The organism is Streptomyces sp. NPDC034103, from assembly GCF_055575395.1.
Genome location: NZ_JBVISS010000016.1, coordinates 59420 through 83767, shown reverse-complemented (window position 1 = coordinate 83767; position 24348 = coordinate 59420). Strand labels below are relative to the sequence as shown.

Below are 24348 nucleotides of genomic sequence, written 5' to 3'. Positions count from 1 at the left end.
CTACCGCTGCTGTACGCGGCCACCACTCTGCCGGCCTTCTTGCCGACGGGCCGCCCACCAGGGCCCGAACGAGAGCGTGACCGGCATCGTGAAGCACCGTGACGCATCCGCGATCGTCGGCGAAACCTCGCTCACCCATCTTCAGACGCAGGACGGCGAACGTTCACAGAAGGAGCAGTGGGAGTGGGTCGTCCGCACCTTCGGTGAGCACGGTCCTTAGTCCGCTGAGCAGCCGGCGACCCGTGTCCCTCGTCCCAGGGGGCGGCGGGTCGCCGCCCCGGCTGATGTGCCGGTGAGCGGGTGTCGCCGTCAGGGCACGATCGGCGTGATCTTTGTGTCGGCGCCGTTCACCCGCACGGTGACGCTCCCTGTGCCGCGTGCCCGGTCGGCCACGATCTTGTAGGTCGTGACCTTCCCGTCCCGCCACTCACAGTTGACCTGGTAACCACCGCGGGCGCGGAGCCCGGTGAAGGAACCCGTCGCCTTCCACTCGTCCGGGAGGGCGGGCAGCAGGTGGATGACGCCGTCGTGGCTCTGTAGGAGCATCTCCGTCACGGCACCGGAGATGCCGAAGTTGCCGTCCATCTGGAAGGGCGGGTGGTTGCAGAACAGGTTGGACAGCGTGTTGTAGCTCAGCAGTCCGCGCAGCATGGTCTGGGCGCGCTGTCCGTCGCCGAGGCGGGCGAAGAGGGCCGCCCGCCAGGGCCAGGTCCACGAGCGGCGGCTGTCGCCCGACACCGTGGCCGCCGTGAAGGGGACGCCGGTCTTCTCACCGCACCGTGCCTTGAGCGAGACGAGGGCGGCTGCCGCGAAAGCGGGTGTCCTGGGGGTGATCTGGCGGCCCGGGTAGACCGCGAAGAGGTGTGAGGTGTGGCGGTGGATGTCGGTGGGGCTGTCGATGTCCTCCTGCCACTCCTGGAGCTGACCCCAGCTGCCGATCTTGTTCGGCGCGAGCCGCGCCTGCATGTCGGCGACCTTGGTCCGGTAGGCGGTGTCGACCCCGAGCACCGCCTGGCAGTCGAGGTAGTTCTGGAACAGGTCCCAGATGATCTGCTGGTCGTACATGACGCCGTCCTCGCGCGGCCCGTGCTCGGGCGACCAGCCATCGGGCGAGACGAGGAGGCCGTCCGCGCGCACCTTGAGGCGGTCCTCCCAGAACTCGCAGATCTCCTTGATCATCGGGTAGGCCACGGTGCGCAGGTAGTCCAGGTCCTGCGTGAACGCGAAGTGCTCGTAGAGGTGTTGCGCGTACCAGGCACTCGCGACGGTGTTCCACTCCCACCCGTTGCCGCCGAAGATGCTCTGGCTGGTGCGGGCGGTCCAGCCACGCACGCCGCTGCCGAAGGCGTTGCGGGTCGCCACGCGGCTGGGCACCGCCGCCTGCCGGATGAACCCGATGAGCGCCTCGTGACACTCCGGCAGGTTCGTCGTCTCGGCTCCCCAGTAGTTCATCTGGACGTTGATGTTGTTGTGGTAGTCGGACGCCCAGGCCGGTGAGTTGCTGTCGTTCCACACGCCCTGGAGGTTGGCGGGCAGGCCGCCGGGGCGCGAGGAACTGATCAGCAGGTACCGGCCGTAGTCGAACATGGTCTGCTCGAGGCTCGGGTCCTTCCCGCCGGCCCCGTACCGGGCCAGCCTGGCGCTGGTCGGCAGGGCGAGAACCGCGTCGTCGGAGGTGCCCCAGGTGACCGAGACACGGTTCATCAGAGCGCGGACCTGAGCGGTGTGCTCGGTGCGCAGAGCATCGTAGGTCTTGGCGGCCGCATTGGTGAGCGCGGTGGCGATGGCGGGTTCCGGATCGGCCCCGCGCCAGTTGGCGGCGGCGTCGAGCTTGTAGTTGGTGCGGGCGTCCAGCAGCAGGGTCAGGGTGGTGCACTTGCTGAACCGGAGCACCGACCCGTCGGCGCTGAAGGTGCCGTCGGTGTGCGCGATCTGGACGGTGCAGGCGTGCTTGAGGGCGTTGGCCGTGGTCCCGCGGAACGTGATCCGCCGATTGGTGGCGTCGACCGTCGTCGTGGCCCCCTGCGCGGATGTGAGGGAGATCGTTCCGGACAGGCCGTCGGCGCTCTCCGTCGTGTAGCGGAAGACCATGACGTCGGCGGCCCGGCTCGCGAAGGCCTCCCGCAGGACGCGGTTGCCCGGCGCGCCGTAGCGGGTCACGTGGACACCGTCGCCGAACTCCAGCGCGCGCTGGTAGTCGGTGAGCGTGCGCAACGTGCGCGTGGTGAATCCGCTGCCCTCCAGGACGATGTCCGCGATCTGGAAGCTCGTGGACGAATCGCCGGGGGTGAACATGAGCCGGTAGGCGCGGTAGGCCGTGGTGTTGGTGATGCGGAAGGTCCTGCTTTCGCCGCGGCCGGCGAACGGCGCGCCGGGGCTCTGGGTGTCGAGGGTCACCCATGCCTGCCCGTCCTGCGACCCTTCGAGCGTCCAGCGACGGGGGTCGTCCAGCGGGCGGTCGGCCGCGGCGGTCAGCGTGTACGAGGTGACGGCGGAAGCGCGCGGCAGGTTGGCCTGCCAGACGACGGTCGCCGGGGCGGTGTCGACCCGCCAGACGGTGGTCGCGTCGCCGTCCACCGAACGCGAGATGTCCGTGGCCGCGGTGCTGGATCCCGCGGCGTGCCCGCTCGGCGACCACAGGTACATCGAGCCTGCCCCGACGGGGTCGCCCGCCAGCGCGATCTCGCTCACCTGCCAGTGGGTGACTCCCGCCTTGGGGACGAAGTCGAACCGGTAGAAGCGGTAGACCGTGCTGTTGGTGAAGGTGAACTCCTTCGTCTGGAAGCGGCTCTCGAAGGGTGCCGCCAGCGTGCGGCTGTCGAGCTTCGCCCACGTGGTGCCGTCCACGGAACCGTAGAGCGTCCACTCCTGGGGGTCGCGCTCCGGCCGGTCGTTGGCACTCGTCAGACGGTAGGACGCGACAGCGACGGGCTTGGGCAGGTCAATCTGCCACTGCACCTTCGCGGGCGGCCCCTCGATGCACCACTTGGTGGCCGAGCTGCCGTCGTGGGACTTGTCGAGACCCTCCGTCGAGGAGGTGCGGTACGGGCCACCCGGCGCCGTGACCTTCGGGCGGGGAGTGAAAGTGACGGTGACATCACCGAAGTTCCGGTAGGAGCCGAAGCCGGTCACGCTGGTGTCGAAGGCGCTGTCCGGCTTGCCCGCGAGGGCGTTGTCGTAGTTGTTGGCACCGCCCCACATGCTCAACTCGTTGAACTGAATGCGCTCTTCGTCGGGGTCGGCGAAGAGCATGGCTCCGAGTCGGCCGTTGCCGATCGGCAACGCCTGCGACTGCCAGTCGGTGGCGGGGACGGGGTACTTCAGCGCCTTGCGCGACAGGGTCGGCCACGTGATGGCCGCTGCGGCGGCGTCCTCGGCGGCGACAGCCTGGCCGGTGAGGCTTCCGCCGGCCAGGTGAGTGATCACCGGGGCGAGGGCGAGAGCGCCGCCGAACTTCAGGATGCTTCTGCGCTGCGGTTGCGGCTCATGGGTCACGGCTAGTTCTCCTGACCGTCAGGTCGGTTCTTTCAGGGGAGAAGGGCAGCCACATCGACATCCGCCGAGGGCAGCGACATCCATCCCGGGCGATCATCTGGGGGCACTGATGCTGTCCGTCACGCCTGTTGCGACGGTGTCGACCGGAAGGGGTTCCCTAGGGGGTGACGCGGCGGAAGGTCCACTGCTGGTTGGTGCTTCCCCTGTCGGTGTACTGGATCAGCGGGGCACCATCGGCCGTACTGCCCGAGTTGACGTCGAGGACCTTGCCGCTGTTGCGGTTGACCACGGTGAACGCACCACCGGTCAGCGGGCGCAACTGCCACTGCTGGCTCGTCCGGCCGTCCGCGGTCGCCTGTACGACTCGTGCGCCGTCCGCGGTCGAGGACCCCGCCACGTCGAGCACCTTGCCGCTGCGGGCGCAGGTGATGGTGTGGTAGCCGTCGCCGGTGGACTGGAAGGCCCAGTGCTGGTTCGACTCACCGTTGTCGGTCCACTGGATCACGGCGGCGCCGTCCGCGGTCGACGCGCGGTAGATGTCGGCGACCTTGCCGCTGCGCGCACTGACGCACTTGTAGGCCGGGTTGGGTGTGATGGTGTACTGCACCGAGTCGACGTCGACATAGCCGGTGTCGTTCGGGTTGTAGGTGTACAGGCCGATCCGGTCACCGCGGTAACCGCCCCAGGTGAGCTGGTAGGTACCGCCGAACGCGGTGAAGGCGTTCCCGTCGAGGCTGTAGGAGAACCGGCTGACCCCGTTGACGTCCCAGATGGTGCGCAGCCACACCGCGTCCTGCGTGACCGCCGGACCGTCGGTCACGGTGCCGTTTGCGTTGTGCGCGATCGTGGTGGTGGTCCCGGAGCGCCGGACGCCCAGCCCCGCGTAGGTGGCCGCGAAGTGGCACAGCCCGGCGTGCTGGCCGTCGGCGAGGCCGGCCAGTTCGAGGCGGACGGTCACCGTCGCGCCGCCCGCCGTGCGCAGCACCCGCTGGGTGAGGGTGTTGCCCGCCTTGGTCAGGTTGTCGGCCACCAGCGGGGCGAACGCCTTCAACCGCAGGTAGCCGGGGCGTTCGGTCAACGACCAGTAGCCCGCGCGCGGCTGGTAGTGCCACTCCCACTGCGGCTTCAGGCGGGTGTCGGTGAACCGGTCGCTGGTCACCACGGGCGGCAGCGCGTCGAGCGGCAGACCGGGCGTGCCGCCGGCGGGCACCTGGCCGGTCCACACCATGGTGCCGATGCCGTCCGAGCCCACCTCACCGATGATCGGCCAGCCGTCCACCCAGGTCACCGGCAGCAAGGACAGCGGACGACCCTCCCAGTCGCCGTGGCCGTGATGGGTCACGAAGTACCACGTGCCGTCCGGAGTCTGCAGCAGGCCGCCCTGGTTGGGATCACGGTCGACCGGGGTGTTGACGTGCAGCAGCTGCCGGGTCTCGAAGGGGCCGTAGGGGCTGGAGCCGCGGTTCATCATGAGCACCCGGCCCTCGGTCTTCACCTCGCTGAACAGGTGGTAGTAGACACCGTTGATCTTGTACAGCTTGCTGGCCTCGCTGCGTGGCGACTGGTGGATGACCGTGGACGCGCCGACCAGCGACTTGCCGTCCTCCGACAGCTTGAACAGGTGCACCTTGTAGGAGTCCGAGAAGTGCGTGGTGACGAGGTAGCCCTGGCCGTCGTCGTCCCAGAACGGGCACACGTCGTTCCAGCCGGAGGTCCGCCACAGCGCCGTCAACGGCTCCCAGGGGCCGGCCGGCGACGGGGCGGAGGTCATGAAGAAGCCTTCGTCGGGCGTATTGAAGTACACCCAGTAGCGGCCCGCGTGGTAGCGGATGGCCCCGGCCCACACGCCGCGGCCGTAGCGGCTCATGCGGTCCCAGTTCAGTGCCGGCCCGATGCGGGTGAGATCGTCGACCGCGCCGCTGATGGTCCGCCAGTTGACCAGGTCCTTCGAGTGCAGGACGGCCATGCCGGGGGAGAACTGAATCGTGCTGGTGATGCCGTAGTAGTCGGAACCGACCCGTATGCAGTCCCAGTCACTGAAGTCGCCCGGAAGCACGGGGTTGACGTACGTGCCGTCCCCCTGGTCCCCCCACTTCCCGGCCGAGAGTGCGGCTGCTGCCGCGGTACCCGGTGGCAGCAGGCCCGGCAGAAGGAACGCCCCGGTGCCGACCGCGGCGAGCCGGCCGAGTTGCCGTCTGGTGATGTCCACGAACCCGTCCTTGCATAACAAGACTCTGCAAGTCATCCGATGTATTGGCGCTTTTCGACGCGAACCATAGCGTGGTTCCTGTGTTACGCATAGATGTCGATCAGAAACATCGGATGGAAGTCGGTGCCGCGGAGGCGGTGTTCGTGTACCGGCAGCGGCAACAGCCGTAACGGGTGGCCCGGTCCAAGACCGTGCTGGCCGATGTCGGCCCGGTTCAGATCACGTGCCGCGTGACCGCGGCGGCAGCTTCGAGTCGCAGATCGTCAAGAAGCGGCAGCGGCGGCTGACCGCCGTCAGTGTTCGACTGGGCCCTGGGTGAGCCCTTGCCGCAGTCGGTGGGCGAGGAGTTGGACGCGGCCGTACACCGGCGTCCGGGCCACGCCATCACCGAGTGGCCTGGCTGATGACGCGGTCAGTCGGTCCCGGCCAACTCAACGGTGGGATGGCAGGGGGGGCAGGTCCCCAGGGCAGAAGACATCCCCGCTGTATACGGTCCCCGATGCGCCTGACCACGAGGTCGTACAGCCAGAGCGACCACCCGCCCACGGGCTGGGATCTCTTCGTACAGGTTCTGGGCACAGCGCCAACGGAGAGGTTCGACGCCGTTCACATCTACGCCTACCCATGGCTCCAGTCGAACACTGCCGCCCGCGTCCGCACGACACGATCTTCCCGACCCAGTCGCCGCCCAGTGGATCCTCGGCACGTCCTTGCGGATCTGCACGACGAAGGCCTGGCGCTCGGCGATGCCGGTGGCCGGGTCATCGGTGCCGAAGCGGCCGACCTGGTGCCCTCCCCGACCGGTACGTCCGGCACTACGCGTACCGACTCCGCCTCGATCCGATCACCACCACGTCCAGGACGTTGGCGACGCCACCTCGCGTGACGAGCTGACCCGACTCCGACAACCCCCAGCCAGGCACCAGACATCCCATATAAACCGGGCCGCAAGCCCCAACTGCGAGGTAACTTCGGTGATCCAGAGACATATCCCTTGACAGCCATGGGATGTAAAGGCGAGTGTCCCACCGACTCCCGACGCGAGCGATACGCGACGGGCCACCTGCCATTACTCGGAAGGCCGGATGAAACTCCTCCAACGAAGCGGGATTCGAGTCGCTGGTACGGCCGTCGCCGTCCTCGCCGGCGTAGGCTCGCTCACCTCGGTGCCCGCATCCGCCGCCACGCCGGGGAACTGGACCTCGGTCCAGCCCGGTGTCGCACAGACCGGTTGTGACGGCGTGCGCGCGACCGTGGCGCTGGACGCGACCGGCGCCCTCTCGCTCGGCGCGACCTGGAACTGCCGCCAGGCCCTGATACCCGCTCCCATCGGGCTGGTGACCAGCCAAGCCGACTTCACCACAGGACTGGAGTTCGTCCGGCGCACGGATACGCCCGTCTCGGACAGTTACCAGGTGATAGCAGGGAAGTCGCGCGTCCGGACGCGGTCCGCGACCGAGACGAGACTGGTGTTCGCGAAGGGCTCCGCGCAGATGACCGTGCATGTCCGCACGTCCGCGGACGGTATGGCGCTGCGCTACGAACTGCCGTCGGGTGCGACGGTGCTGAGAGAAGCGACATCGTTCGAACTACCGACCGACGCCCAACTGTCCCGCCAGGTGTTCAGCCCCGATCACGAGAGGGGTTACGTGACCTCTGCGGTCACCGACGTCCCGACGGGCTCCTACGACATGGGCATGTTCGCCCAGCAGACCAACGGCGCGCGGGTGCTGCTGGCCGAGTCCGGTGTGGACGGTGGCTATTCGGGTGGCTCGTTCACCCACACCCAGGGCACCGGCCGGTTCACCGTCGCGCTGGCCGACGCGCAGATCGCGCGGTCCGACGCGTTCACCACGGCCTGGCGCACCGCCACCATCGGCAGCACGGCGACGATCGTGGAGTCCACGCTGGTCGATGACGTCGCGCCCGCGTCGAAGATCTCCGACACCTCGTGGATCAAGCCGGGTATCGCCGCGTGGCCGTGGCTGGACGGCATGTTCGAGACCCAGCGCGACCTGACCAAGCTCAAGCAGTGGGTCGACTACGCCTCCTCGCAGGGCTGGCCCTATCTCCTTGTGGACGACGGGTGGAAGGCCAACCAGGCGATCATTCCCGAGCTCGTGACCTACGCCCGGGACCGCGGCGTACGGATCATGCTCTGGTACCACTGGCAGGACCTGGACACCGCCGCCGAGCGGGACGCCGAGTTCACCAAGATCACCGGGTGGGGTGCGGTCGGCGTCAAGATGGACTTCATGGGTTCCGAGACCCGGGCCCGTCAGCAGTGGTACGACGCGGCCCTGGCCGACACCGCCCGCTACAAGCTGATGGTCGACCTGCACGGCTCGCGCCTGTCCGTCGGTGTCCACCGCACCTGGCCGCACGTGCTGACCAACGAGGCCGTCCGCGGCGAGGAATACCCCGGCGGCCGGGACATCGGGCACGTGTCCGCGCTCCCGTTCACGCGCGGCCTGCTGGGCCCGGCCGACTACTCGCCGATGAGCTTCCAGCAGCGCAACCCGAACAGCGACGCCGCCGAACTCGCCCTCGGCGTACTCCTGGACAGCGGCATCATGCTGCCGGGCAGCCGCATCCCGGACTACCAGGCCCGGCCCGAGGCACAGCGGTGGATGCGCATGCTGCCGACCGTGTGGGACGAGACGAAGTACGTCTCGGGTGACCCGCTCACCGGAGGGGTCATCGCGCGCCGCGACGGCGACCGGTGGTTCGTCGGGGCTCTCAGGCGCGGCGGCGCCACCACCGTCAGTTACCCGACCACGTTCCTCGGCTCGGGTACCTGGCACGCGGAGATCACCACCGACGGCTCCGACGGCCTGACCCGTACCAGCAAGGTGATCCAGGCCGGTGACACGCTGAGCGTCCCGGTGGTCGCCAACGGCGGCCATGTGGTCAGGCTGACCAAGGTCCCGGTCATCCCGACCGGGAACCGCACGGTGACCGTCGCCGGCAGCAGCCAGGTACTGGACGTGAAGAGCAAGAGCCTCGCGAACGACGCCGCGATCATCCGCTGGACCAGCACCGGCGGTACCAACCAGCGCTTCGCGTTCGTGCCCCTCGGCGACGGATACACGCGGATCGTCAATGAGGCGAGCGGCAAGGACGTCGTCGTCCGGTATGCCTCCCGCGACGCGGGCGCGACGGCCGTCCAGTACTCGTATGAAGCCGGCGCGAACACCAACGACGAATGGCTGGCGGAAGACGCGGGCAACGGCCGTATCCGGCTCCTCAACCGGCACAGCGGTCTCTACCTCACGGCGGGCAGCGCCCAGGGCGACCAGTTGGAGCAGCGCCCGTTCGACAGGGCCGACCACCAGATGTTCACCGTCTCCTGAAACCGCTGGACGAGACAGCCTTACAGCAGTACATCACCGGGTCAGAACCCTGTGCCCCGGCCGGGGCCGTGCTCGAAGGCCACGGCCCCGGCGGTGAGGAGGGCGCTCCGCTCCCAGCCGCCGTGGCCGTGATGGGTCACGAAGGTCACGAAGTGCCGTGCGCCGTCCGGAACCTGCACCAGCCCGCCCTGGTCGGCCTCGCGGTCCTCCGAGCGGGAGACGTGCGGCGACTGCCCGTCAAGCCGAGCACGACCTTCACGGTCGTGCTCGGCCTCACGGACGCCAACTGCCACTCCTTCCGCGACTCCGCCGGCCGCCACCTGCGCCATTGCGTCGGACAGAACCAGTGTCCCGAGTGCGCCGATCAGAGCCCCGACGCACAGCTGCTGAGGCCCGGTTCACCCCGGCATGAGCAATTGTCAAGACCTGTGGATCGATCTTGGTCACGCCCACAGTCTCGATGGGCGGCGTGACTGATTGTTGATCCTCTTCTCGTTCGAGGTCCGCGCAATGCGTCGCCCGAATGAGGAGACCGTGGCTGCCCGTGAAGACGTTCGCCCGACATGGTGCCTTCCCTCAGCTCACCCGTACGGTCAGTCGGCCGATCAGACAGTTCGCCGGCCGGCTGCCGGTCAGTCAGCGGGCAGGCCGAACCAGCGGAGGAGTACGGGTCGTGCGTCGTCGGGAGCGCCCTCGGGCCCGCGGGCATAGCGCGCGAGCAGGGCCAGATAGTCGTCATGGAATGCGTCCAGCTCACCCTTCGTGAGGTGGATGAGGCTGCGGGAACCCCGCATCCAGCCTTCGGACTCCGCCTGTCCGGCGGTGAACTGCCGGGCGAGCTCGACGTCCTCCTCCATCCTCATCCTGTCCAGCTCGGCCGACATGGCGCGCTCGGCCTCCGTCAGCTCACCCTGCGGCGGTCTGCGGATGTCGAGGCCGCGCACCCCGCGCCACCAGCGCTCCCGCCCGGTGGAGCGTTCGGGGATGTCCTCGATGAGGCCGCTGCGCTCCAGCATGCGCAGGTGGTAGCTGAGCGTCCCGGTGTTCTCGCCGAGGGCGGTGGACAGCGTGGTCGAGGTGGCCGGGCCCGCCGTGCCGAGGTGGCGCAAGATACGCAGGCGCAGGGGGTGCGAGAGGGCCTTGAGCACCTGGGGGCTGTCGACCGTGCGCCGCCCTGCGGCGTCCGCGCTCCGCTCTTTCGTCATGACACCAGTCTATCCAGATTGCAGCGGTTTCCCTGCAGCCCTTCCTCTGCAGAGAAACCTCTGCAATGCTGTGACGTATGACGCCGAACCGAGTGACCTTGAATCGCACAGTCCGACGCTTCACAAGTGCTGCCGCTGGGGCCCTGCTTGCCGCACTCGCCCTGGGCGCCGCTCCCGCGTACGGAGCTGAACGGGCCGCGGATCTGCCCAAGTTCGACTTCTCCGCCTGCCCGACCGTCGATGAGCTGCCCGCGGGTGCGGACCCCGGGACCTGGCGCTGCGAGGTCATGCACGCCACGGGGCATCTGCGCATGGGCGCCGTCGACGAGCCGCTCACCGAACCTATGAAGATCACCTTTGCGGAAGGCCGTGTGGACGGTGAATTCCGCCAGGTCTTCGGGAAGATGACCGCTGCGCCGATCCGGGCGGGAGGCACCCTGTTGACCCTGACTCCGCAGTACGGCGGCTACTCGGACTTCCTGTCCGACGACACCCGGCGCGGCGAGTTCGACATCAAGTTCGCCATGGGCTGGGCGCACGGGCTGCCGGCCCGGCTGTCGTCGGGCTGCTCGGTGGGCAGCGATGAGGACGCGGTCCACCTAGTACTCAAGGACACCGATCCCACCCGGGTGATATCCAAGGACCCCCTGGTCGTCGCCTTCAGTGCCCAGGACGCGGAGTTCGCCGCCCCGGGCACTAGTGGCTGCGGCCTCCTTGGCCGCGCGCTCGACCGGGCCCTGGGCCTGCCGTCCGCGGCGGGGGCGAACGCCTTCGACATGGATGTCACGGTAGCCATCCGGTCCTACATGTAGACCGGTGCAGTTGAGTCATTGTCCATACCCGTGAGCCAGTTGAGGTGGTTCAGGCCGCGTGAGCCGCGGAGCGTTCGATGAGGTGGCCGCGCTCGAAGCGGGCTCCGGCCCGGACGAACGCGACGAGGTGGGGTGCGTTGGCCGCTCGCCACCGCTGCTGGGCGGACTCGACGAGCTTGAAGACCATGGCGAGGGCGGCGGTCGCACTGCCGGCGCCCTTGGTGACCCTGGGCCTGAGCCGGACAGTCGCGAAGGTCGATTCGATAGGGCTCTCCGTGCGCAGGTGAACCCAAGTGCTCGGCGGGGAAGTCGTCGAACGCCAGCAGTTCGTCGACGTCGTCGGTGATCTTCTGAGCCGCCTTGGACCACTTCGCGGCGTACGTCTTGTCGAACGCGGCGACGGCCTTGACCGCGTGCTCGCGGTCCTCGGCGCTGTAGATGTCCTGCAATACCTTGCGTGCACCGCGCTGGGTCGACGCATGAGCGGTTCTGGTCGGCCCCCGTCGGAGACCGGCCGGCCTGTTGATGTGGTGCGGCTCGTACCGGTCGGTCGGCGCCGGGCTGCCTCCTTGCGGCATCCCGGTCCCGCGAGACCTTCTGAAAGACGGTGGCGCCCGGTGTCTTCGGACTACTGCGAAGCGCACCGGCCTGATGGATCGGCGCCGCGTCAGATCAGCCCGCCATTTGGCGGATCGGTTCCGGGGTGGCTCCCGTCCGGCGGCGCCGGGCGGTGAGGCTGAGTGCGGCGGTGGCGGCGGTCCCGGCGAGGGCGAGGATGCCCAGGGCGTTCGCGAGGGTGCCGACGGCGGAGGTGAGTGCGAGGACCACGAGCGGGCAGATGAACTGGCCGAGGAAGAAGGAGCCTGTCCACAGGCCGGTGCCGCGGCCGCGGTCGGCGTAGTCGAGCTTGGACATGGCGAGGGTGAGCAGGCTGGGCAGCAGGATGCCGCTGCCGAGGCAGTTGATCACGGCGCCGACGGTCAGGATGACGGGGTTGGGGGCTAGCCAGATCACCGCGAAGCCCAGGGCGCACAGGCCGAAGGCGGTGGGCAGCCAGACTTGAGGGCTGCGGCCGGCCTTGGCGAAGACGATGGCGCCGACCACGACCGCGGCACTGGAGCTGGCTGTGGCCAGTCCGATCACGCCGGGGTTGCTCACGCCCATGTCGTCCAGGAGGAACGCCATCTCCACCTGGACGGTGTAGAAGAGGATGGCGCCGAAGAGGGTCAGCGCGCACGTGCCGGCCAGCGGACGCCAGGGAAAGGGCCGTTTGACCGCCTGCTCCGTCGGTTCCGAGGCGGTGGGGGAGGTCTCGTCCGCGTGGTCAGCCGGTCGGGGCTGGGGCAGGAAGGCGGCCATGGCGGGGGCGAGCAGCAGGCTCACGGCGTAGGCCCAGAAGGGCATGCGCCAGCCGGCCGATCCGGCGGCGCCGCCCAGGACGAAGAAGGCCGTCGCGGAGATCGAGGCGCACATCGTCTGCATCGCGAGGTAGCGGTCGCGTTGCCGGCCGGAGTAGTAGTCGCCGATCAGCGTGGTGCTGCAGGTCATGATGGCGGCTTCGGCGACACCGACGAGGGCGCGGCTGGCGACGATGGCGCCGAGGGAGTCCAGCCACAGGGGGGCGGTGCCGAGGAGCGCGTACAGCACCGTCGAGACGACGAGCAGGCGTTTGCGGCCGAGCCGGTCGACGATGACGCCGGCGAAGGGGGCCAGCAGCGCCAGGGAGAGGGCGGGGATGGTCAGGGCCATGGGGACGAGCGCGTCGACGCCCGGCACGTCGGCGAAGTGGGACTGCATCTGCGGCAGGACGGGGGCGATGAGTACGGCGCCCAGGATGGGCAGGCAGCTCCCAGTCATCAGCAGCATGAGGCGAAGTCGGTGGCCGGGGCCGGACACGGCCTGCTCGGTCGGGGTGTCCTTGACGGCTGTGGGCGTCGGGGACGGGAGCGGGGGCAGGGGTGCAGGCATGCGGGATCTCCACGTGGCGGGTCGGGAGGGGAACGGGCGGTGCGGCCGTCGTGGTCGGGCTGCCCGGTGCCCGTGGCAGGTTCGGAGCGGAGTGCCGGTGACTGCCGGGCGTCGCGGCGGGCAGACGCACCGGGCGCCTGCGCGGTCCCGGCCAGCGGGTGATGGTGCGGCTCCGGCGCCGGGTTGAGTCGACTATGGGCCAAGGAGCAGGTCCTGCCTAGCCCTCATCCGATCGATATCGAAGATGTGGATCATCTGGGACCTGGATGCTGGGCATCTGCAGGAGCCCGTTATCTCGGTGCGACCGTGGCGATACGGCCGGGATCGGAAGCGGCCAGCTCCGCTCCCACGCGGGCCGCGGTCTCGCGCAGCCAGATGTGGGCCGCGTCGTGGGTGTGCACGGGGTGCCACCACAGTGCCTCCTGGAGAGGCACCGCCCCGTAGGGAGGTTCCATGAGGCGTACGGCGGCCACGCCGCGCAGCAGCTCGGCCAGGCGCTGCTGTACCAGAGCGATCCGGCGGGTGCCGGCGACCAGGAAGGGCAGCGCCTGGAAGCTGTCGACGGAGATCTCCACGTGGGGATCGACACCCAGCATGCTCAGTTGCCGGGCGGCAGGGGCGTCGTAGGCGCGCTGGTAGATGACCCAGGGCAGCCGTGCCAGGTCGTCCATGGTCAGCTGGTCGCCGACCTCGTCGTTCGTCTCGGCCACCAGGAAGGCCCAGCGGTCGGTGAACAGGTCGACGGCGGGGAAGCCGCCGATGACGCCGCGCGGCATCAGCAGCCCGTCGGCCGTGCTGAGCAGTGGTGCGGTGTCCTCCGTGACGTCGATGGGCGTCCGCTGGAAGCGCAGCCGTACCCCCGGGGCCTCGGCGTGCACGGTCCGGGCGAACTCGGCGCCGAATACGGCGAGGGCGTAGTCGGAGGTGAGCAGGGTGAACTCGTGCTCCTCGCTGCCCGGGGCGAAGTCGGCCCTGCTGCTGAAGACCCGTTCCAGCAGGTCGCAGGCGGTCGAGGTGCGGTCCAGCAGAGCGCGGCCGAGGGCGGTCAGTTCGTACTGTTTGCCGACGCGCGCGAGCAGGTCGTCGTCGAAGTGGCGGCGCAGGCGGGCCAGGGCCGCGCTCATCGCCGGCTGGCTGAGCCCGACGCGCTGCCCGGCGCGGGTGACGTTGCGCTCCTCCAGCAGGGCCCGCAGGGACAGGACGAGATTGAGATCGAGGCCGGAGAGGGACACGACGCCTCCAGAGCGAGACCGCTTGCGGCGGAACATTTGCACCACAGATGATCAACATCTAAACAATCTATTTCCCAGATTACGGGGTGGGGAGCCACATTGGTCGCACCGCAATCTGGAGGACATTCCCGTGAAACTCGCAGCCGCTTCCGCGTCCTTCTCCGGACCCTTCGCCCTTGGCGTCCTCTCCGCCCCAGGCCAGGCGCCTTTCCCCGGTCTCGTGATACCCGGGGGGCGCGTGCTGGATCTTCGTACGGCCCTCGGCGAGCCGGCCCTGACGACCCGGGGGATCCTTGAGCGCTGGGACGAGATGTTCCCTCGCCTGCACGAGCTCGCGGCCGACGAGACGGCCGGCTGGCGGCCGTTGGAGCACCTGCGGGCGCACGCGCCGGTCGAGCCCCGCCAGGTCTTCCAGTCCGGCGCCAACTACCGGCAGCACGTGATCGACCTGGAGGTCGCCCACCGCTCCTCCGACGACCCCCGCACCGTGGAGGAAGCGCGCGCGGAGATCGCCGCAGTCATGGACCGGCGGGCGGCAGAGGACCTGCCGTACGTGTTCATCGGCCTGCCGAGCGCGATCGCCGGCCCGTTCGACGACGTCGTACTTCCGGACTGGGCGCAGCAGCCGGACTGGGAGCTGGAGCTGGCGGCCGTCATCGCCAGGCCCGCCTACCGGGTGACGGTCGAGGAGGCCCTGGAGTACGTGGCCGGCTACACCATCGCCAACGACCTCACCGATCGCGCCACCGTCTTCCGCCGGGACATGAAGGCCATCGGCACCGACTGGCTGCGCTGCAAGAACGCCCCCGGCTTCACCCCGCTCGGCCCGTGGATCGTGCCCGCCGAGTCGATCGCCGACCCGGGTGACCTGCGTGTCACGCTGAAGCTCAACGGCGAGACCATGCAGGACGAGTCCACCAAGGACATGCTCTTCGGCATCGCGCGGCTGGTGTCGTACATCTCCCAGACCTCCCGGCTCCTGCCCGGCGACCTTGTGCTCACCGGCAGCCCGGCCGGCAACGGTATGCACTGGGGACGGCTGCTGCGCGACGGCGACGTCATGGAGGGCTCCATCACAGGTCTGGGCGCGCAGCGCACCCGCTGCGTCGCCGAGGGGACCGCGTCGTGACGGCCACGCTTGATCCCACGGACGCCGAGGGCGCGATCAACGAGGCCGCCAAGCGGTATTCCAACTGGGGGCGTTGGGGCGTGGACGATGTGCTCGGCACCCTGAACTTCCTCGACGAGGCCAAGCGCCGCGAGGGCGCGGCACTGGTCCGCCGGGGCGTGAGTTTCTCGCTGTCGCAGCGGTTCGACATGAACGGGCCGCAGAAGGGCTGGCGCCGCCGCACCAACCCCGTCCACACCATGCTGGACACGGGAACGGACGCGGCGCTGGGCAACCAGGGCTTTCCGCACGGCATCGGCGGCGCCGACGACGTGATCACGATGCCCCTGCAGTGCTCCACCCAGTGGGACGGGCTCGGGCACATCTTCGACCACGGCAAGGCGTGGAACGGACGCGACGCCGCGAAGACCGTCACCTCGGACGGCGATCTGGTCACCGGCATCGAGCACATGGCCCCGTACGTCGCCGGGCGCGGAGTCCTCCTCGACGTCGGCCGGGTGATCGGCGACGAACGCGGGGAACTGCCGGACGGTTTCGCGATCACCGAGGAACACCTGACCGCGACCGCCGAGGCGCACGGCGTGGCCGTCGTCCGCGGGGACATCGTCGTCGTCCGGACCGGGCGGCTGACGCGCGCCCGCCGCGAGGGCTGGGGTGACTACGCGGGCGGAGACTCGCCCGGCCTGTCCTTCACCACCGCCGGCTGGCTGCACACGAGCGAGATCGCCGCGATCGCCACCGACACGTGGGGCTTCGAGGTGCGGCCGAACGAGTTCGACGGCGCCTTCCAGCCGCTGCACCAGGTCGTCATCCCCAACATGGGCCTGCTGATCGGCGAGATGTGGGACCCCGACGCTCTCGCGGACGACTGCGCCCGCGACGGGGTGTACGAGTTCTGGCTCACCGCCGCGCCCCTGCCCATCACCGGAGCCGTCGGCTCCCCCGTCAATCCGCTCGCCGTCAAGTAAGCGGCGGAACAAGGGAGTTCCCCATGACCACACCTCGCACGGTCCTCGTCATAGGCGGCGGCGCCTCCGGCAACGCCATCACCATCCTGCTGCGCTGGGCCGGCCTCTCCGTCGACCTGATCGAGGCCAGACCCGACTGGAACGCCACCACCGGCTCCGGCATCACCCTCCAGGGCAACGCCCTGCGTGTCCTGCGCGAGCTGGGCGTGTGGGAGCAGGTGGAAGCATCGGGGTTCGCCTACGGCTCGCTGGGGGTGACCGCCCCCGACGGCACCCTGCTGTTCGTCAAGGAGGACATAAAGTCCGGCGGTGCCGACCTGCCCGCCACCCTCGGCATGCGGCGGCCGCAACTTCAGCAGATTCTCATCGGCGCCGTCCGCGCGACAGGTGCCACCGTACGCCTGGGCACCACCGCCGAGACTCTGGAGCAGGACGCCGACGGTGTCTCCGTCCGGTTCAGCGACGGCACCGAGGGCCGCTACGACCTGGTGATCGCCGCCGACGGCCTGAACTCCGCGACCCGCGCCGCGATCGGCATCAGCGACCGTCCCGAGCCCGTCGGCATGGCCATCTGGCGCGCCCCCGCCCCGCGCCCCGAGAGCGTCACCCGCTCGGACCTCACCTTCGGTGGCCCCGCCTACATCGCGGGCTACACCCCCACCGGCGAGAACACCCTCTACGCCTACGTCGTCGAGGCCAACCGGGACCGCGACTCCATCGACCCGGCCAGCTACGCGGACGAGATGCGCCGGCTGGCCGAGCAGTACGGCGGTGCCTGGCCCGAGATCACCAAGCACATCACGGACCCGGCGAAGGTCAACTACACGTGGTTCGACCGGCATCTGGTCGAGGGCTCCTGGCACCGCGGCCGGGTCGTCCTTGTCGGGGACGCCGCTCACTGCTGCCCGCCCACCTTCGCCCAGGGCGCGGCGATGTCCTTGGAGGACGCTTCCGTCCTGACGGAACTGCTCACCAGTGGGCGCGAATGGGACGACGCCCTCTTCCAGGCGTACTACGACCGACGCGTCCCGCGCGTCCGGACCGTTGTCGAGGCGTCCGTCCAGCTCTGCCAGTGGCAGCTGGACCAGGTGCACGACGCGGATGTGCCCGGTCTGATCGGACGCACCATGGCCGCCCTCAAGGAACTGCCGTGACGGCCCACCCTCCCCCGGCCACCGCCGGGAGCCGCCCCCGGCGCGATCCTCGCCCCTGGCCGAGCACGGACGCGCGCATTTCCCCGACTGTCGACGTCCACGCGCACGTCCTGATCCCGGAGGTCGAGGCCCTGGTGGCCGGCCTGCCGGGCCTGGCAACGGCCAGGGCCCTCGACGCCCGCCGCAACGGGCCCGCGGCCCAGGCCGTCAGTGGCCCCATGGTCGCCGAGCGCATCCCGAGGCTGACGGACGTGGCCGTACGACTGGCCGCGATGGACGCGCAGGGTGTGGACGTCCAGCTGGTCAGCCCGTCGCCGTCGCACTACCACTACTGGGCGGACGAGGAGACCGCGGAGAAGGTGTACCGCCTCGCCGACGAGGCGACGGCCGCCCACTGCGCCCAGGCGCCCGGCCGGCTGCACGGTCTGGGCCTTGTCCCCCTGCAGCACCCGGAATCGGCGGTGCGCGCGCTCGAACTCGCCATGGGCATGGGCCTGTTGGGTGTCGAGATCTCCTCGCACGCGCCGGGCCGGGAGCTGTCGGATCCGGCGTACGAACCCTTCTGGACCCGGGCCGAGGAGACGGGCGCGATCCTCTTCCTGCACCCCTTCGGCTGCACGCTCGACGAGCGCCTCGACCAGTGGTACCTGTCCAACACCGTCGGCCAGCCCACCGAGAACGCCATCGCGCTCTCGCACCTGATCTTCTCCGGGGTGCTGGACCGGCACCCGGAGCTGAAGGTCATCGCCGCGCACGGGGGCGGCTATCTGCCCACCCACATCGGCCGCTCCGACCACGCCTGGTCGGCACGCTCCGACGCGGGTGCCGGCTGCGCCCACCGGCCCAGCAGCTACCTCAAGCGCTTGTACTTCGACTCGCTGGTCCACGAACCGCAGGTACTGCGGGCGCTGATCGGCGCGGTCGGCGCGGACCGTGTGCTGCTCGGCTCCGACTTCCCCTTCGACATGGGCACCGAGGACCCCGTCGGCGCACTGCGCGCCGCACGCCTGCCCGACGACGACTTCCACGCCGTGCGCGGTGGCAACGCGACAACCCTGCTGCGCCTCGCCTGACCCCCACACCGGAGGAAACCCACCATGAGCGCACGCCTGCTCACACATCTGCGGCACGTCGACCTCGCCGTGCCCGACTACGACAAGCAGCTCGACTTCTACGCCGGCGTCTGGGGCCTGACCCAGGTCGCCGAGGACTCCGGCATCTCCTTCCTCGCCGCTGAAGGCAGCCCCGAGCAGTACGTGGTGCGGCTGCGCAAGGCCGAGGAGAAGCGCCTCGACCTCGTCTCGTACGGCGCCGGCTCCACCGGGGACGTGGACACCCTCGCCGAGCAACTCCTCGCGGGCGGCGTGCAGTTGATCTCCCAGCCGGGCAAGCTCGACACCCCCGGCGGCGGCTACGGCTTCCGCTTCTTCGACGTCGACGGCCGCACCATCGAGGTCTCCGCCGATGTCGAGGCACGGCAGCACCGCCGTATCGAGGAGAAGGAGGCGATCCCGGTCCGCCTGTCGCACGTCGTGCTGAACTCGCCGGACCTCGACAGGACCCGCGAGTGGTATGAGACCCACCTCGGCTTCCGGCTCTCCGACACCCTCGGCACGCCGCACATGGGCGAGGTCATGCACTTCATGCGGATCTCCAACCAGCACCACTCGATGGCCATCGCGAAGGGCCCGCACACCTCCCTGCACCACGTCTCCTTCGAGATGCGCGGCCTGGACGAGTACATGCGCGGCTCCGGCCGCGTGATCCGCGCCGGCTTCAAAAAGGTCTGGGGCCCCGGCCGGCACTTGGCGGGGGACAACACGTTCACGTATTTCCTGGACCCGCACGGCAACACCGTCGAGTACACGACGGAACTGGAGCTGCTGGACGAGGACACCTGGCACCCCCACGTCTACGACTTCTCCCAGCCCGAGGTCACCGACCAGTGGGGCACCGCCAACCCCATGAACGAACTGGTCGCCAAGGAGTCCTTCAACGACGTCGACCGCGGCTGCTTCGTCGCCCCGCCGGTCTGACCCCCTCGAACCCCGGGGACGTGGCGGCCCTGTCACCGCCCTGACGCCCTCGCCGCGTCCCCGGTTCCCACCGCTGCCGAAGACCTCCGGAGCCTGGAGCCGTACATGCGTTTCGCCACCTATGAACATCGACACCAGCGACGGGCCGCCGTCGTGGAGGAGGACGGCACCCTCCACCCGGTTCCCGGGGCGCGCTCGCTCACGGAGCTGATCCGCTCCGGCGACGGACTCGACGCGCTCCTGCACGCCGGCGCCGCCACGCTCGACGTCCCGCCGGGCCCTCACGTCTCCGAAGTGCGGCTGCTGCCACCGCTTCAGCCGCCCACCGTGCGGGACTTCGTCACCTTCGAGGAACACGTCGAAGGCGTACGGCGATCCGTCGACGGTGTCGGCGTCGGCGGGGTGCCCGAAGCCTGGTACGACGCCCCCACGTTCTACTTCACCAACCCGTACGCCGTCATCGGCGCCCACGACGACGTCCCGGTGCCGCCGGGCAGCGAAGTCCTCGACTTCGAGCTGGAGGTCGCCGCCGTCATCGGCCGGGAGGGGCGGGACCTGACGCCAGAGCAGGCACGGGACCACATCATCGGCTACACGGTCTTCAACGACTGGTCGGCCCGCGACCTGCAGTCCCGCGAGATGCAGGTCCGCCTCGGCCCGTGCAAGGGCAAGGACACCGCCGCCACCCTCGGCCCGTACCTGGTCACCGCCGACGAGCTGGAGCCGTACCGCGACACCGACGGCTTCCTGCGCCTGGCGCTGACCGCCTCGGTGAACGGCGAGGTCGTCGGCAAGGACCTGCTGTCCAATATGAGCTGGACCTTCGAGGAGATGGTCGCCTACGCCTCCCGCGGCACCGTCGTCCGCCCCGGCGATGTGCTCGGCTCCGGCACCTGCGGCAACGGCGGCTGCCTCGCCGAGCTGTGGGGCGTCCGGGGGGAGCAGTCCCCGCCCCCGCTGAAGCCGGGAGACACCGTCACCCTCACCGTGGAGGGCATCGGCACCGTCTCCAACACCGTGGTCGCGGGCAGGGATCCGCAGCCGCTGCCGACCGCCCGGCGCCGCAGCCGGGAGCGGCCGTGAACGATCTGCACCCCAAGAGGCTCCTCGGCAAGGTCGTCGTCGTCACCGGCGCCGCGCACGGCCAGGGCGCCGCCGAGGCCGAGGCTTTGACCCGCGAAGGCGCCCGCGTCATCGCCACCGACGTGACCGATGCCCCCGGCTGCCGCCACCTCGACGTCACCGACGAGGAGCACTGGGCAGAATTGGCCGCCGAGTTGCGGCAGTCGTACGGCCAGGTGCACGGCCTGGTCAACAACGCGGGCATCACCTGGCGCGCCCGCCTCGGCGATGTGACCCCCGACGACTTCGCCCGCGTCCACGCCGTCAACGTCACGGGCCCGCTGCTGGGCATCCAGCACCTGACACCGCTGATGCCGCCCGGCTCGTCCATCGTCAACGTCGGCTCCACCGCCGCGCTCAGCGGCCATTACCCGGTCGCCTACACAACCAGCAAGTGGGCACTGCGCGGCCTGTCGAAGACCGCCGCCATGGAGCTGGGCCCGCGCCGCATCCGCGTCAACACGATCCACCCCGGCTTCATCGAGACCGAGATGACCACCTCCGCCGCGCCCGCCTTCCGCGAGGCGAACATCCGCGAGACCCCTCTCGGCCGCACCGGCACGGTGGACGAGGTCGCCCCGCTCGTGGTCTTCCTCCTGTCCGACGAGTCGTCCTTCATCACCGGCGCCGAGATCCCGGTCGACGGCGGACTCACCGCGCACGGCGGCGTCAAGTCCATCTCGGACGCTCTGGGTTCGGTTGCTCTGGGTTCGGCTGCTTCGAGTTCGGAGGGGAATTGAAACACTGGAGACGAAGGTGGCCCTGATGTCGGGCACGGTCGTGAAGCCGAAGTCCTCGTAAGGCTGGGTGTCGACCGTGCCGAACCAGACGGCGCCGAGCTGGAGTCGGTGTGGCCGGCGGGTCTGACCGGTTCGCTCACGCATCAGCGGACCGGCCTCCCCCAGCTCTCGGCTTCGCTCGATCGGGAAGTGCTCCCATGGCGTCCAAGGGCGCGGTGATCGCGATGCCCCGGCAGCTCGCCGCCGAAGAAAGCCCCGTACGGCATCCGCGCGAACTGCGTCAGCCCCGGTGATCGACGCCGAGGTCACGCGCGGCGACCAGCAGAACGACGACCATCCCGTGCGGACCATCGCCCGAAGCATCCCCCTCCGCCGCGTCGGACTTCCCCAGGAGGTCGTCAGGCGGCCGTCTTCCTCGCCTCCGACGAGGCGTCCTGCACCACCGGCGCCACCCCCGTTGACGGCGGCCGGTCGTCCGTACTCCCCGGCTGAAAAGGACCACGTCCGTGAACAAAGTGAGCGCGAACGCCGACGAGGCAGTCGCCGACATTCCCGACGGCGCGTCACTGGCCGTCGGCGGCTTCGGTCTCAGCGGCATCCCGGAAGTGGTGATCCGCGCCCTGCACGAGCAGGGCGCCACCGGCCTGCAGGTCGTGTCGAACAACTGCGGCGTGGACGGCCGCGGCCTGGGCGTGCTGCTCGCCGCCGGCCGGATCGGCCGCGTGACAGGCAGTTACGTCGGCGAGAACAAGGAGTTCGCCCGCCAGTACCTGTCGGGCGAGCTGGAGGTGGAGCTGGTGCCGCAGGGGACACTGGCCGAGCGGTTGCGCGCCGGCGGTGCGGGCATCCCCGCCTTCTACACCCCGGCCGGTGTGGGTACCCAGGTCGCGAAGGGCGGTCTGCCGTGGAGGTATGCGGCGGACGGTTCGGTCGCGGTGGCCTCCCCGCCCAAGGAGACCCGCGACTTCCACGGCCGACCGCACGTCTTGGAGCACGCCATCACCACCGACTTCGCCCTCGTCCGGGCCTGGCGGGGGGACCGGCACGGCAATCTGGTCTTCCGCCGCGCCGCGGCCAACTTCAACCCGCTCGCGGCGATGGCCGGCCGGATCACGATCGCCGAGGTCGAAGAACTCGTGGAACCGGGCCAGCTGAGCCCCGACGCCGTCCACCTGCCCGGCGTCTTCGTCCAGCGGATCGTGGAGCTCACCCCCGCTCAGGCCGCTGACAAACAGATCGAGAAGAGGACGGTACGAGCATGAGCACGACGACGGACACGCCCCGGGGCTGGACCCGCGACCAGATGGCCGCCCGCGCCGCCGCAGAACTCACCGACGGCTCCTACGTCAACCTGGGCATCGGCCTGCCCACCCTCATCCCCGGCCATCTCCCGCCCGGCGTGCAGGTGGTGCTGCACTCCGAGAACGGGATCTTGGGCACCGGCCGTTACCCGACCGCCGACGAGGTCGACCCGGACCTCATCAACGCGGGCAAGGAGACGGTCACCGTCCTGAGCGGCGCGTCCTTCTTCGACTCGGCCCTGTCCTTCGGCATGATCCGCGGCGGTCACATCGACACCGCGGTGCTGGGCGCCATGCAGGTGTCGGAACGCGGTGACCTCGCCAACTGGATGATCCCCGGAAAGATGGTCAAGGGCATGGGCGGAGCGATGGACCTGGTCCACGGCGCCCGCCGGGTCATCGTCCTGATGGAGCACACGGCCAAGGACGGCAGCCCGAAGATCCTGACCACGTGCACCCTGCCGCTGACCGGCGAACGGTGCGTCCACCGCGTCATCACTGACCTCGGCGTCCTCGACGTCACACCCGACGGCCTCGCCGTCGTCGAGACCGCACCCGGCATCACCCTGGACGAGATCACCGCGAAGACGGCCGCGCCCCTGCGGACCGACGCCGTCACTGCTGCTTGCTGATCGCGGTCGGCCAGGACCCCGCTCGCAGGTTCGGCAGCGGCCCGTCACCACTGTCCGAACACTGCCGAGCCCGGTATGTCTCTCATGCGTGCGGGCCGCGGCCGCGTTGTGGGGTGAGAGCCAGGGCCAGGCAGGCGCTCGATCCCCGCCCAGGGGCCGCTGTCGGCGGACACTGCCCCGAGAAGAACGGCGGAAGGGCAGCTGATCTTGGCGAAGGCCGCAAGCTACGGTCCGTGCCGCTCGGGCGGGACACCACAGCTGGTCAGGAAGGGGCCGGCCTGGAAGCCGATCAGGAGGCGGTCCGGGCGCGGGTCGACGTATTCGATGCCCCACGGGTGCACGGTAGTGATCCGGCGCCAGGCCGGTGCGGCCATCACAGGAGCTGGTCGGCGTCCGGCTGTGGGATCAGCAGCGTGCCGGGTGCGGCGGCCTCGACCCGGCGCAGGGCGGACTGCCAGGGCAGCCCGGTGTACAGAGGCAGCAGTTCGGCGTGACGTTCGATGGCGGTTGTCTTCACGACTCCAAGCCGCGCTGCCGCGGGGGACCTTGCGCGTGTACGCGCCAAGTGCCTGGATGCCGAGGCCTCCGGCACTACTCCCGGCACGAGGACCGTGATCTGGGCCTGCCAGGGCGGACTGAACCGACGGGGGAACGTCACGACCGCGCGGGCCGACCGGCACGCGGCCGGGGCGCTCGAAATGGCGGTTGTGGCCGGGTGAGGCGATCGGCCGGTGCCGCGGCGGGCTGACCACGGAGATCCGATGGGAAGGGGCACAACCCTCGCCGTCCGGGGGCGCTCTCTCGGCTGACCTGCTCTTCGCACGTCTCCCGTAGCTGTGCGCGTGGGGCCGACCGTCTTTTGGGGCTTGGCGGGCGCGGTGTTGGCGACGTTGACGGGGCTGCCTCACGGGCCGTGCGGTCCGGGGAATTCGGGTGGCTTCCAGCCGCGTTCGGCTGACAGCCACTCTTAGGCGCCTGCTTCGTCCAGGAGA

21 protein-coding genes and 2 pseudogenes are annotated in these 24348 nt (G+C 69.8%); 14 read left to right on the top strand and 9 right to left on the bottom strand.

Features of this window, described 5'->3' with window-relative positions:
- Positions 1–76: 76 nt before the first annotated feature.
- Positions 77–220, top strand: a complete 144-nt coding sequence (locus ACZ56U_RS32065; RefSeq protein ID WP_469087426.1) for a hypothetical protein — start codon at positions 77–79, stop codon at positions 218–220.
- 89 nt (positions 221–309) lie between these two features.
- Here ACZ56U_RS32065 and ACZ56U_RS32060 read toward each other — a convergent pair whose 3' ends face one another.
- Both ACZ56U_RS32060 and ACZ56U_RS32055 read right to left on the bottom strand, forming a co-directional pair.
- A complete protein-coding gene (locus tag ACZ56U_RS32060; RefSeq protein WP_469087425.1) occupies positions 310–3495 on the bottom strand; it encodes a glycosyl hydrolase family 95 catalytic domain-containing protein in 3186 nt (1061 codons plus the stop codon).
- Between the two features lie 157 nt (positions 3496–3652).
- Positions 3653–5704, bottom strand: coding sequence for a family 43 glycosylhydrolase (locus tag ACZ56U_RS32055; RefSeq protein WP_469087424.1), 2052 nt, complete (start codon positions 5702–5704; stop codon positions 3653–3655).
- A gap of 153 nt (positions 5705–5857) precedes the next feature.
- Between ACZ56U_RS32055 and ACZ56U_RS32050 the strand changes: the two are divergent.
- Positions 5858–5999: pseudogene (locus ACZ56U_RS32050) on the top strand (transposase); the annotation flags it as partial.
- An 871-nt stretch (positions 6000–6870) separates the two neighbouring features.
- Positions 6871–9057: a glycoside hydrolase family 97 catalytic domain-containing protein gene (locus tag ACZ56U_RS32045; RefSeq protein ID WP_469087423.1), complete on the top strand. Its 2187-nt coding sequence runs from the start codon at positions 6871–6873 to the stop codon at positions 9055–9057.
- Between the two features lie 41 nt (positions 9058–9098).
- Here the strand turns inward: ACZ56U_RS32045 and ACZ56U_RS32040 are convergent, their stop codons facing one another.
- Together ACZ56U_RS32040 and ACZ56U_RS32035 are read right to left on the bottom strand one after the other, a co-directional pair.
- On the bottom strand, positions 9099–9350 hold the full coding sequence (locus tag ACZ56U_RS32040; protein WP_469087422.1) for a hypothetical protein: 252 nt from the start codon (positions 9348–9350) through the stop codon (positions 9099–9101).
- 339 nt (positions 9351–9689) lie between these two features.
- Complete coding sequence (locus ACZ56U_RS32035) at positions 9690–10262, bottom strand: ArsR/SmtB family transcription factor (RefSeq protein ID WP_469087421.1); 573 nt, start codon at positions 10260–10262, stop codon at positions 9690–9692.
- A 92-nt stretch (positions 10263–10354) separates the two neighbouring features.
- Here ACZ56U_RS32035 and ACZ56U_RS32030 point away from each other — a divergent pair, with 92 nt between their 5' ends.
- Positions 10355–11074 (top strand): hypothetical protein, encoded by a 720-nt coding sequence (locus tag ACZ56U_RS32030; protein WP_469087522.1) that lies wholly within the window; start codon positions 10355–10357, stop codon positions 11072–11074.
- Positions 11075–11123: 49 nt separating this feature from the next.
- Here ACZ56U_RS32030 and ACZ56U_RS32025 read toward each other — a convergent pair.
- The 3 genes and pseudogenes from ACZ56U_RS32025 to ACZ56U_RS32015 form a co-directional block, all read right to left on the bottom strand.
- A pseudogene (locus ACZ56U_RS32025) lies at positions 11124–11550 on the bottom strand (transposase); the annotation flags it as partial.
- Between the two features lie 196 nt (positions 11551–11746).
- Positions 11747–13042: an MFS transporter gene (locus ACZ56U_RS32020; RefSeq protein WP_469087420.1), complete on the bottom strand. Its 1296-nt coding sequence runs from the start codon at positions 13040–13042 to the stop codon at positions 11747–11749.
- A gap of 290 nt (positions 13043–13332) precedes the next feature.
- Positions 13333–14274, bottom strand: coding sequence for a LysR family transcriptional regulator (locus ACZ56U_RS32015; RefSeq protein ID WP_469087419.1), 942 nt, complete (start codon positions 14272–14274; stop codon positions 13333–13335).
- 124 nt (positions 14275–14398) lie between these two features.
- Here ACZ56U_RS32015 and ACZ56U_RS32010 point away from each other — a divergent pair, with 124 nt between their 5' ends.
- From ACZ56U_RS32010 to ACZ56U_RS31965, 10 genes are all read left to right on the top strand, one after another.
- Positions 14399–15403 carry a fumarylacetoacetate hydrolase family protein gene (locus ACZ56U_RS32010; RefSeq protein ID WP_469087521.1) on the top strand — a complete coding sequence of 335 codons (1005 nt, stop codon included), beginning with the start codon at positions 14399–14401 and terminating at the stop codon, positions 15401–15403.
- A complete protein-coding gene (locus ACZ56U_RS32005; protein ID WP_469087418.1) occupies positions 15400–16371 on the top strand; it encodes a cyclase family protein in 972 nt (323 codons plus the stop codon). The genes ACZ56U_RS32010 and ACZ56U_RS32005 overlap by 4 nt, the downstream gene beginning before the upstream one ends.
- Positions 16372–16394: 23 nt before the next feature.
- The gene (locus tag ACZ56U_RS32000; RefSeq protein ID WP_469087417.1) at positions 16395–17525 is read left to right on the top strand and encodes an FAD-dependent oxidoreductase; all 1131 of its coding nucleotides are present in this window, start codon (positions 16395–16397) and stop codon (positions 17523–17525) included.
- A complete protein-coding gene (locus tag ACZ56U_RS31995) occupies positions 17522–18598 on the top strand; it encodes an amidohydrolase family protein (RefSeq protein ID WP_469087416.1) in 1077 nt (358 codons plus the stop codon). The genes ACZ56U_RS32000 and ACZ56U_RS31995 overlap by 4 nt, the downstream gene beginning before the upstream one ends.
- A 24-nt stretch (positions 18599–18622) precedes the next feature.
- Positions 18623–19561 (top strand): VOC family protein, encoded by a 939-nt coding sequence (locus ACZ56U_RS31990; protein ID WP_469087415.1) that lies wholly within the window; start codon positions 18623–18625, stop codon positions 19559–19561.
- A gap of 105 nt (positions 19562–19666) precedes the next feature.
- Positions 19667–20644 carry a fumarylacetoacetate hydrolase family protein gene (locus ACZ56U_RS31985; RefSeq protein ID WP_469087414.1) on the top strand — a complete coding sequence of 326 codons (978 nt, stop codon included), beginning with the start codon at positions 19667–19669 and terminating at the stop codon, positions 20642–20644.
- The gene (locus ACZ56U_RS31980) at positions 20641–21423 is read left to right on the top strand and encodes an SDR family NAD(P)-dependent oxidoreductase (RefSeq protein ID WP_469087413.1); all 783 of its coding nucleotides are present in this window, start codon (positions 20641–20643) and stop codon (positions 21421–21423) included. The genes ACZ56U_RS31985 and ACZ56U_RS31980 overlap by 4 nt, the downstream gene beginning before the upstream one ends.
- 264 nt (positions 21424–21687) lie before the next feature.
- Positions 21688–21915 (top strand): hypothetical protein, encoded by a 228-nt coding sequence (locus ACZ56U_RS31975; RefSeq protein ID WP_469087520.1) that lies wholly within the window; start codon positions 21688–21690, stop codon positions 21913–21915.
- 14 nt (positions 21916–21929) lie between these two features.
- Positions 21930–22685, top strand: coding sequence for a CoA transferase subunit A (locus ACZ56U_RS31970; protein WP_469087412.1), 756 nt, complete (start codon positions 21930–21932; stop codon positions 22683–22685).
- Entirely contained in the window at positions 22682–23356 is a 675-nt protein-coding gene (locus ACZ56U_RS31965) for a CoA transferase subunit B (RefSeq protein WP_469087411.1), read from the top strand. The genes ACZ56U_RS31970 and ACZ56U_RS31965 overlap by 4 nt, the downstream gene beginning before the upstream one ends.
- A gap of 224 nt (positions 23357–23580) precedes the next feature.
- On the opposite strand, the gene ACZ56U_RS31960 is transcribed toward ACZ56U_RS31965, so the two are convergent.
- Together ACZ56U_RS31960 and ACZ56U_RS31955 are read right to left on the bottom strand one after the other, a co-directional pair.
- The gene (locus tag ACZ56U_RS31960) at positions 23581–23730 is read right to left on the bottom strand and encodes a hypothetical protein (protein ID WP_469087410.1); all 150 of its coding nucleotides are present in this window, start codon (positions 23728–23730) and stop codon (positions 23581–23583) included.
- Positions 23730–23873 carry a hypothetical protein gene (locus ACZ56U_RS31955; RefSeq protein ID WP_469087409.1) on the bottom strand — a complete coding sequence of 48 codons (144 nt, stop codon included), beginning with the start codon at positions 23871–23873 and terminating at the stop codon, positions 23730–23732. The genes ACZ56U_RS31960 and ACZ56U_RS31955 overlap by 1 nt, the downstream gene beginning before the upstream one ends.
- Positions 23874–24348 lie beyond the last annotated feature (475 nt).

Excerpts from the sequence above, each read along its gene's own strand:
- ACZ56U_RS31965 (WP_469087411.1), top strand. The coding sequence starts at position 22,682 with ATGAGCACGACGACGGACACGCCCCGGGGCTGGACCCGCGACCAGATG.
- ACZ56U_RS31960 (WP_469087410.1), bottom strand. The coding sequence starts at position 23,730 with ATGGCCGCACCGGCCTGGCGCCGGATCACTACCGTGCACCCGTGGGGC.
- ACZ56U_RS32035 (WP_469087421.1), bottom strand. The coding sequence starts at position 10,262 with ATGACGAAAGAGCGGAGCGCGGACGCCGCAGGGCGGCGCACGGTCGAC.
- ACZ56U_RS32000 (WP_469087417.1), top strand. The coding sequence starts at position 16,395 with ATGACCACACCTCGCACGGTCCTCGTCATAGGCGGCGGCGCCTCCGGC.
- ACZ56U_RS31985 (WP_469087414.1), top strand. The coding sequence starts at position 19,667 with ATGCGTTTCGCCACCTATGAACATCGACACCAGCGACGGGCCGCCGTC.
- ACZ56U_RS31990 (WP_469087415.1), top strand. The coding sequence starts at position 18,623 with ATGAGCGCACGCCTGCTCACACATCTGCGGCACGTCGACCTCGCCGTG.
- ACZ56U_RS32020 (WP_469087420.1), bottom strand. The coding sequence starts at position 13,042 with ATGCCTGCACCCCTGCCCCCGCTCCCGTCCCCGACGCCCACAGCCGTC.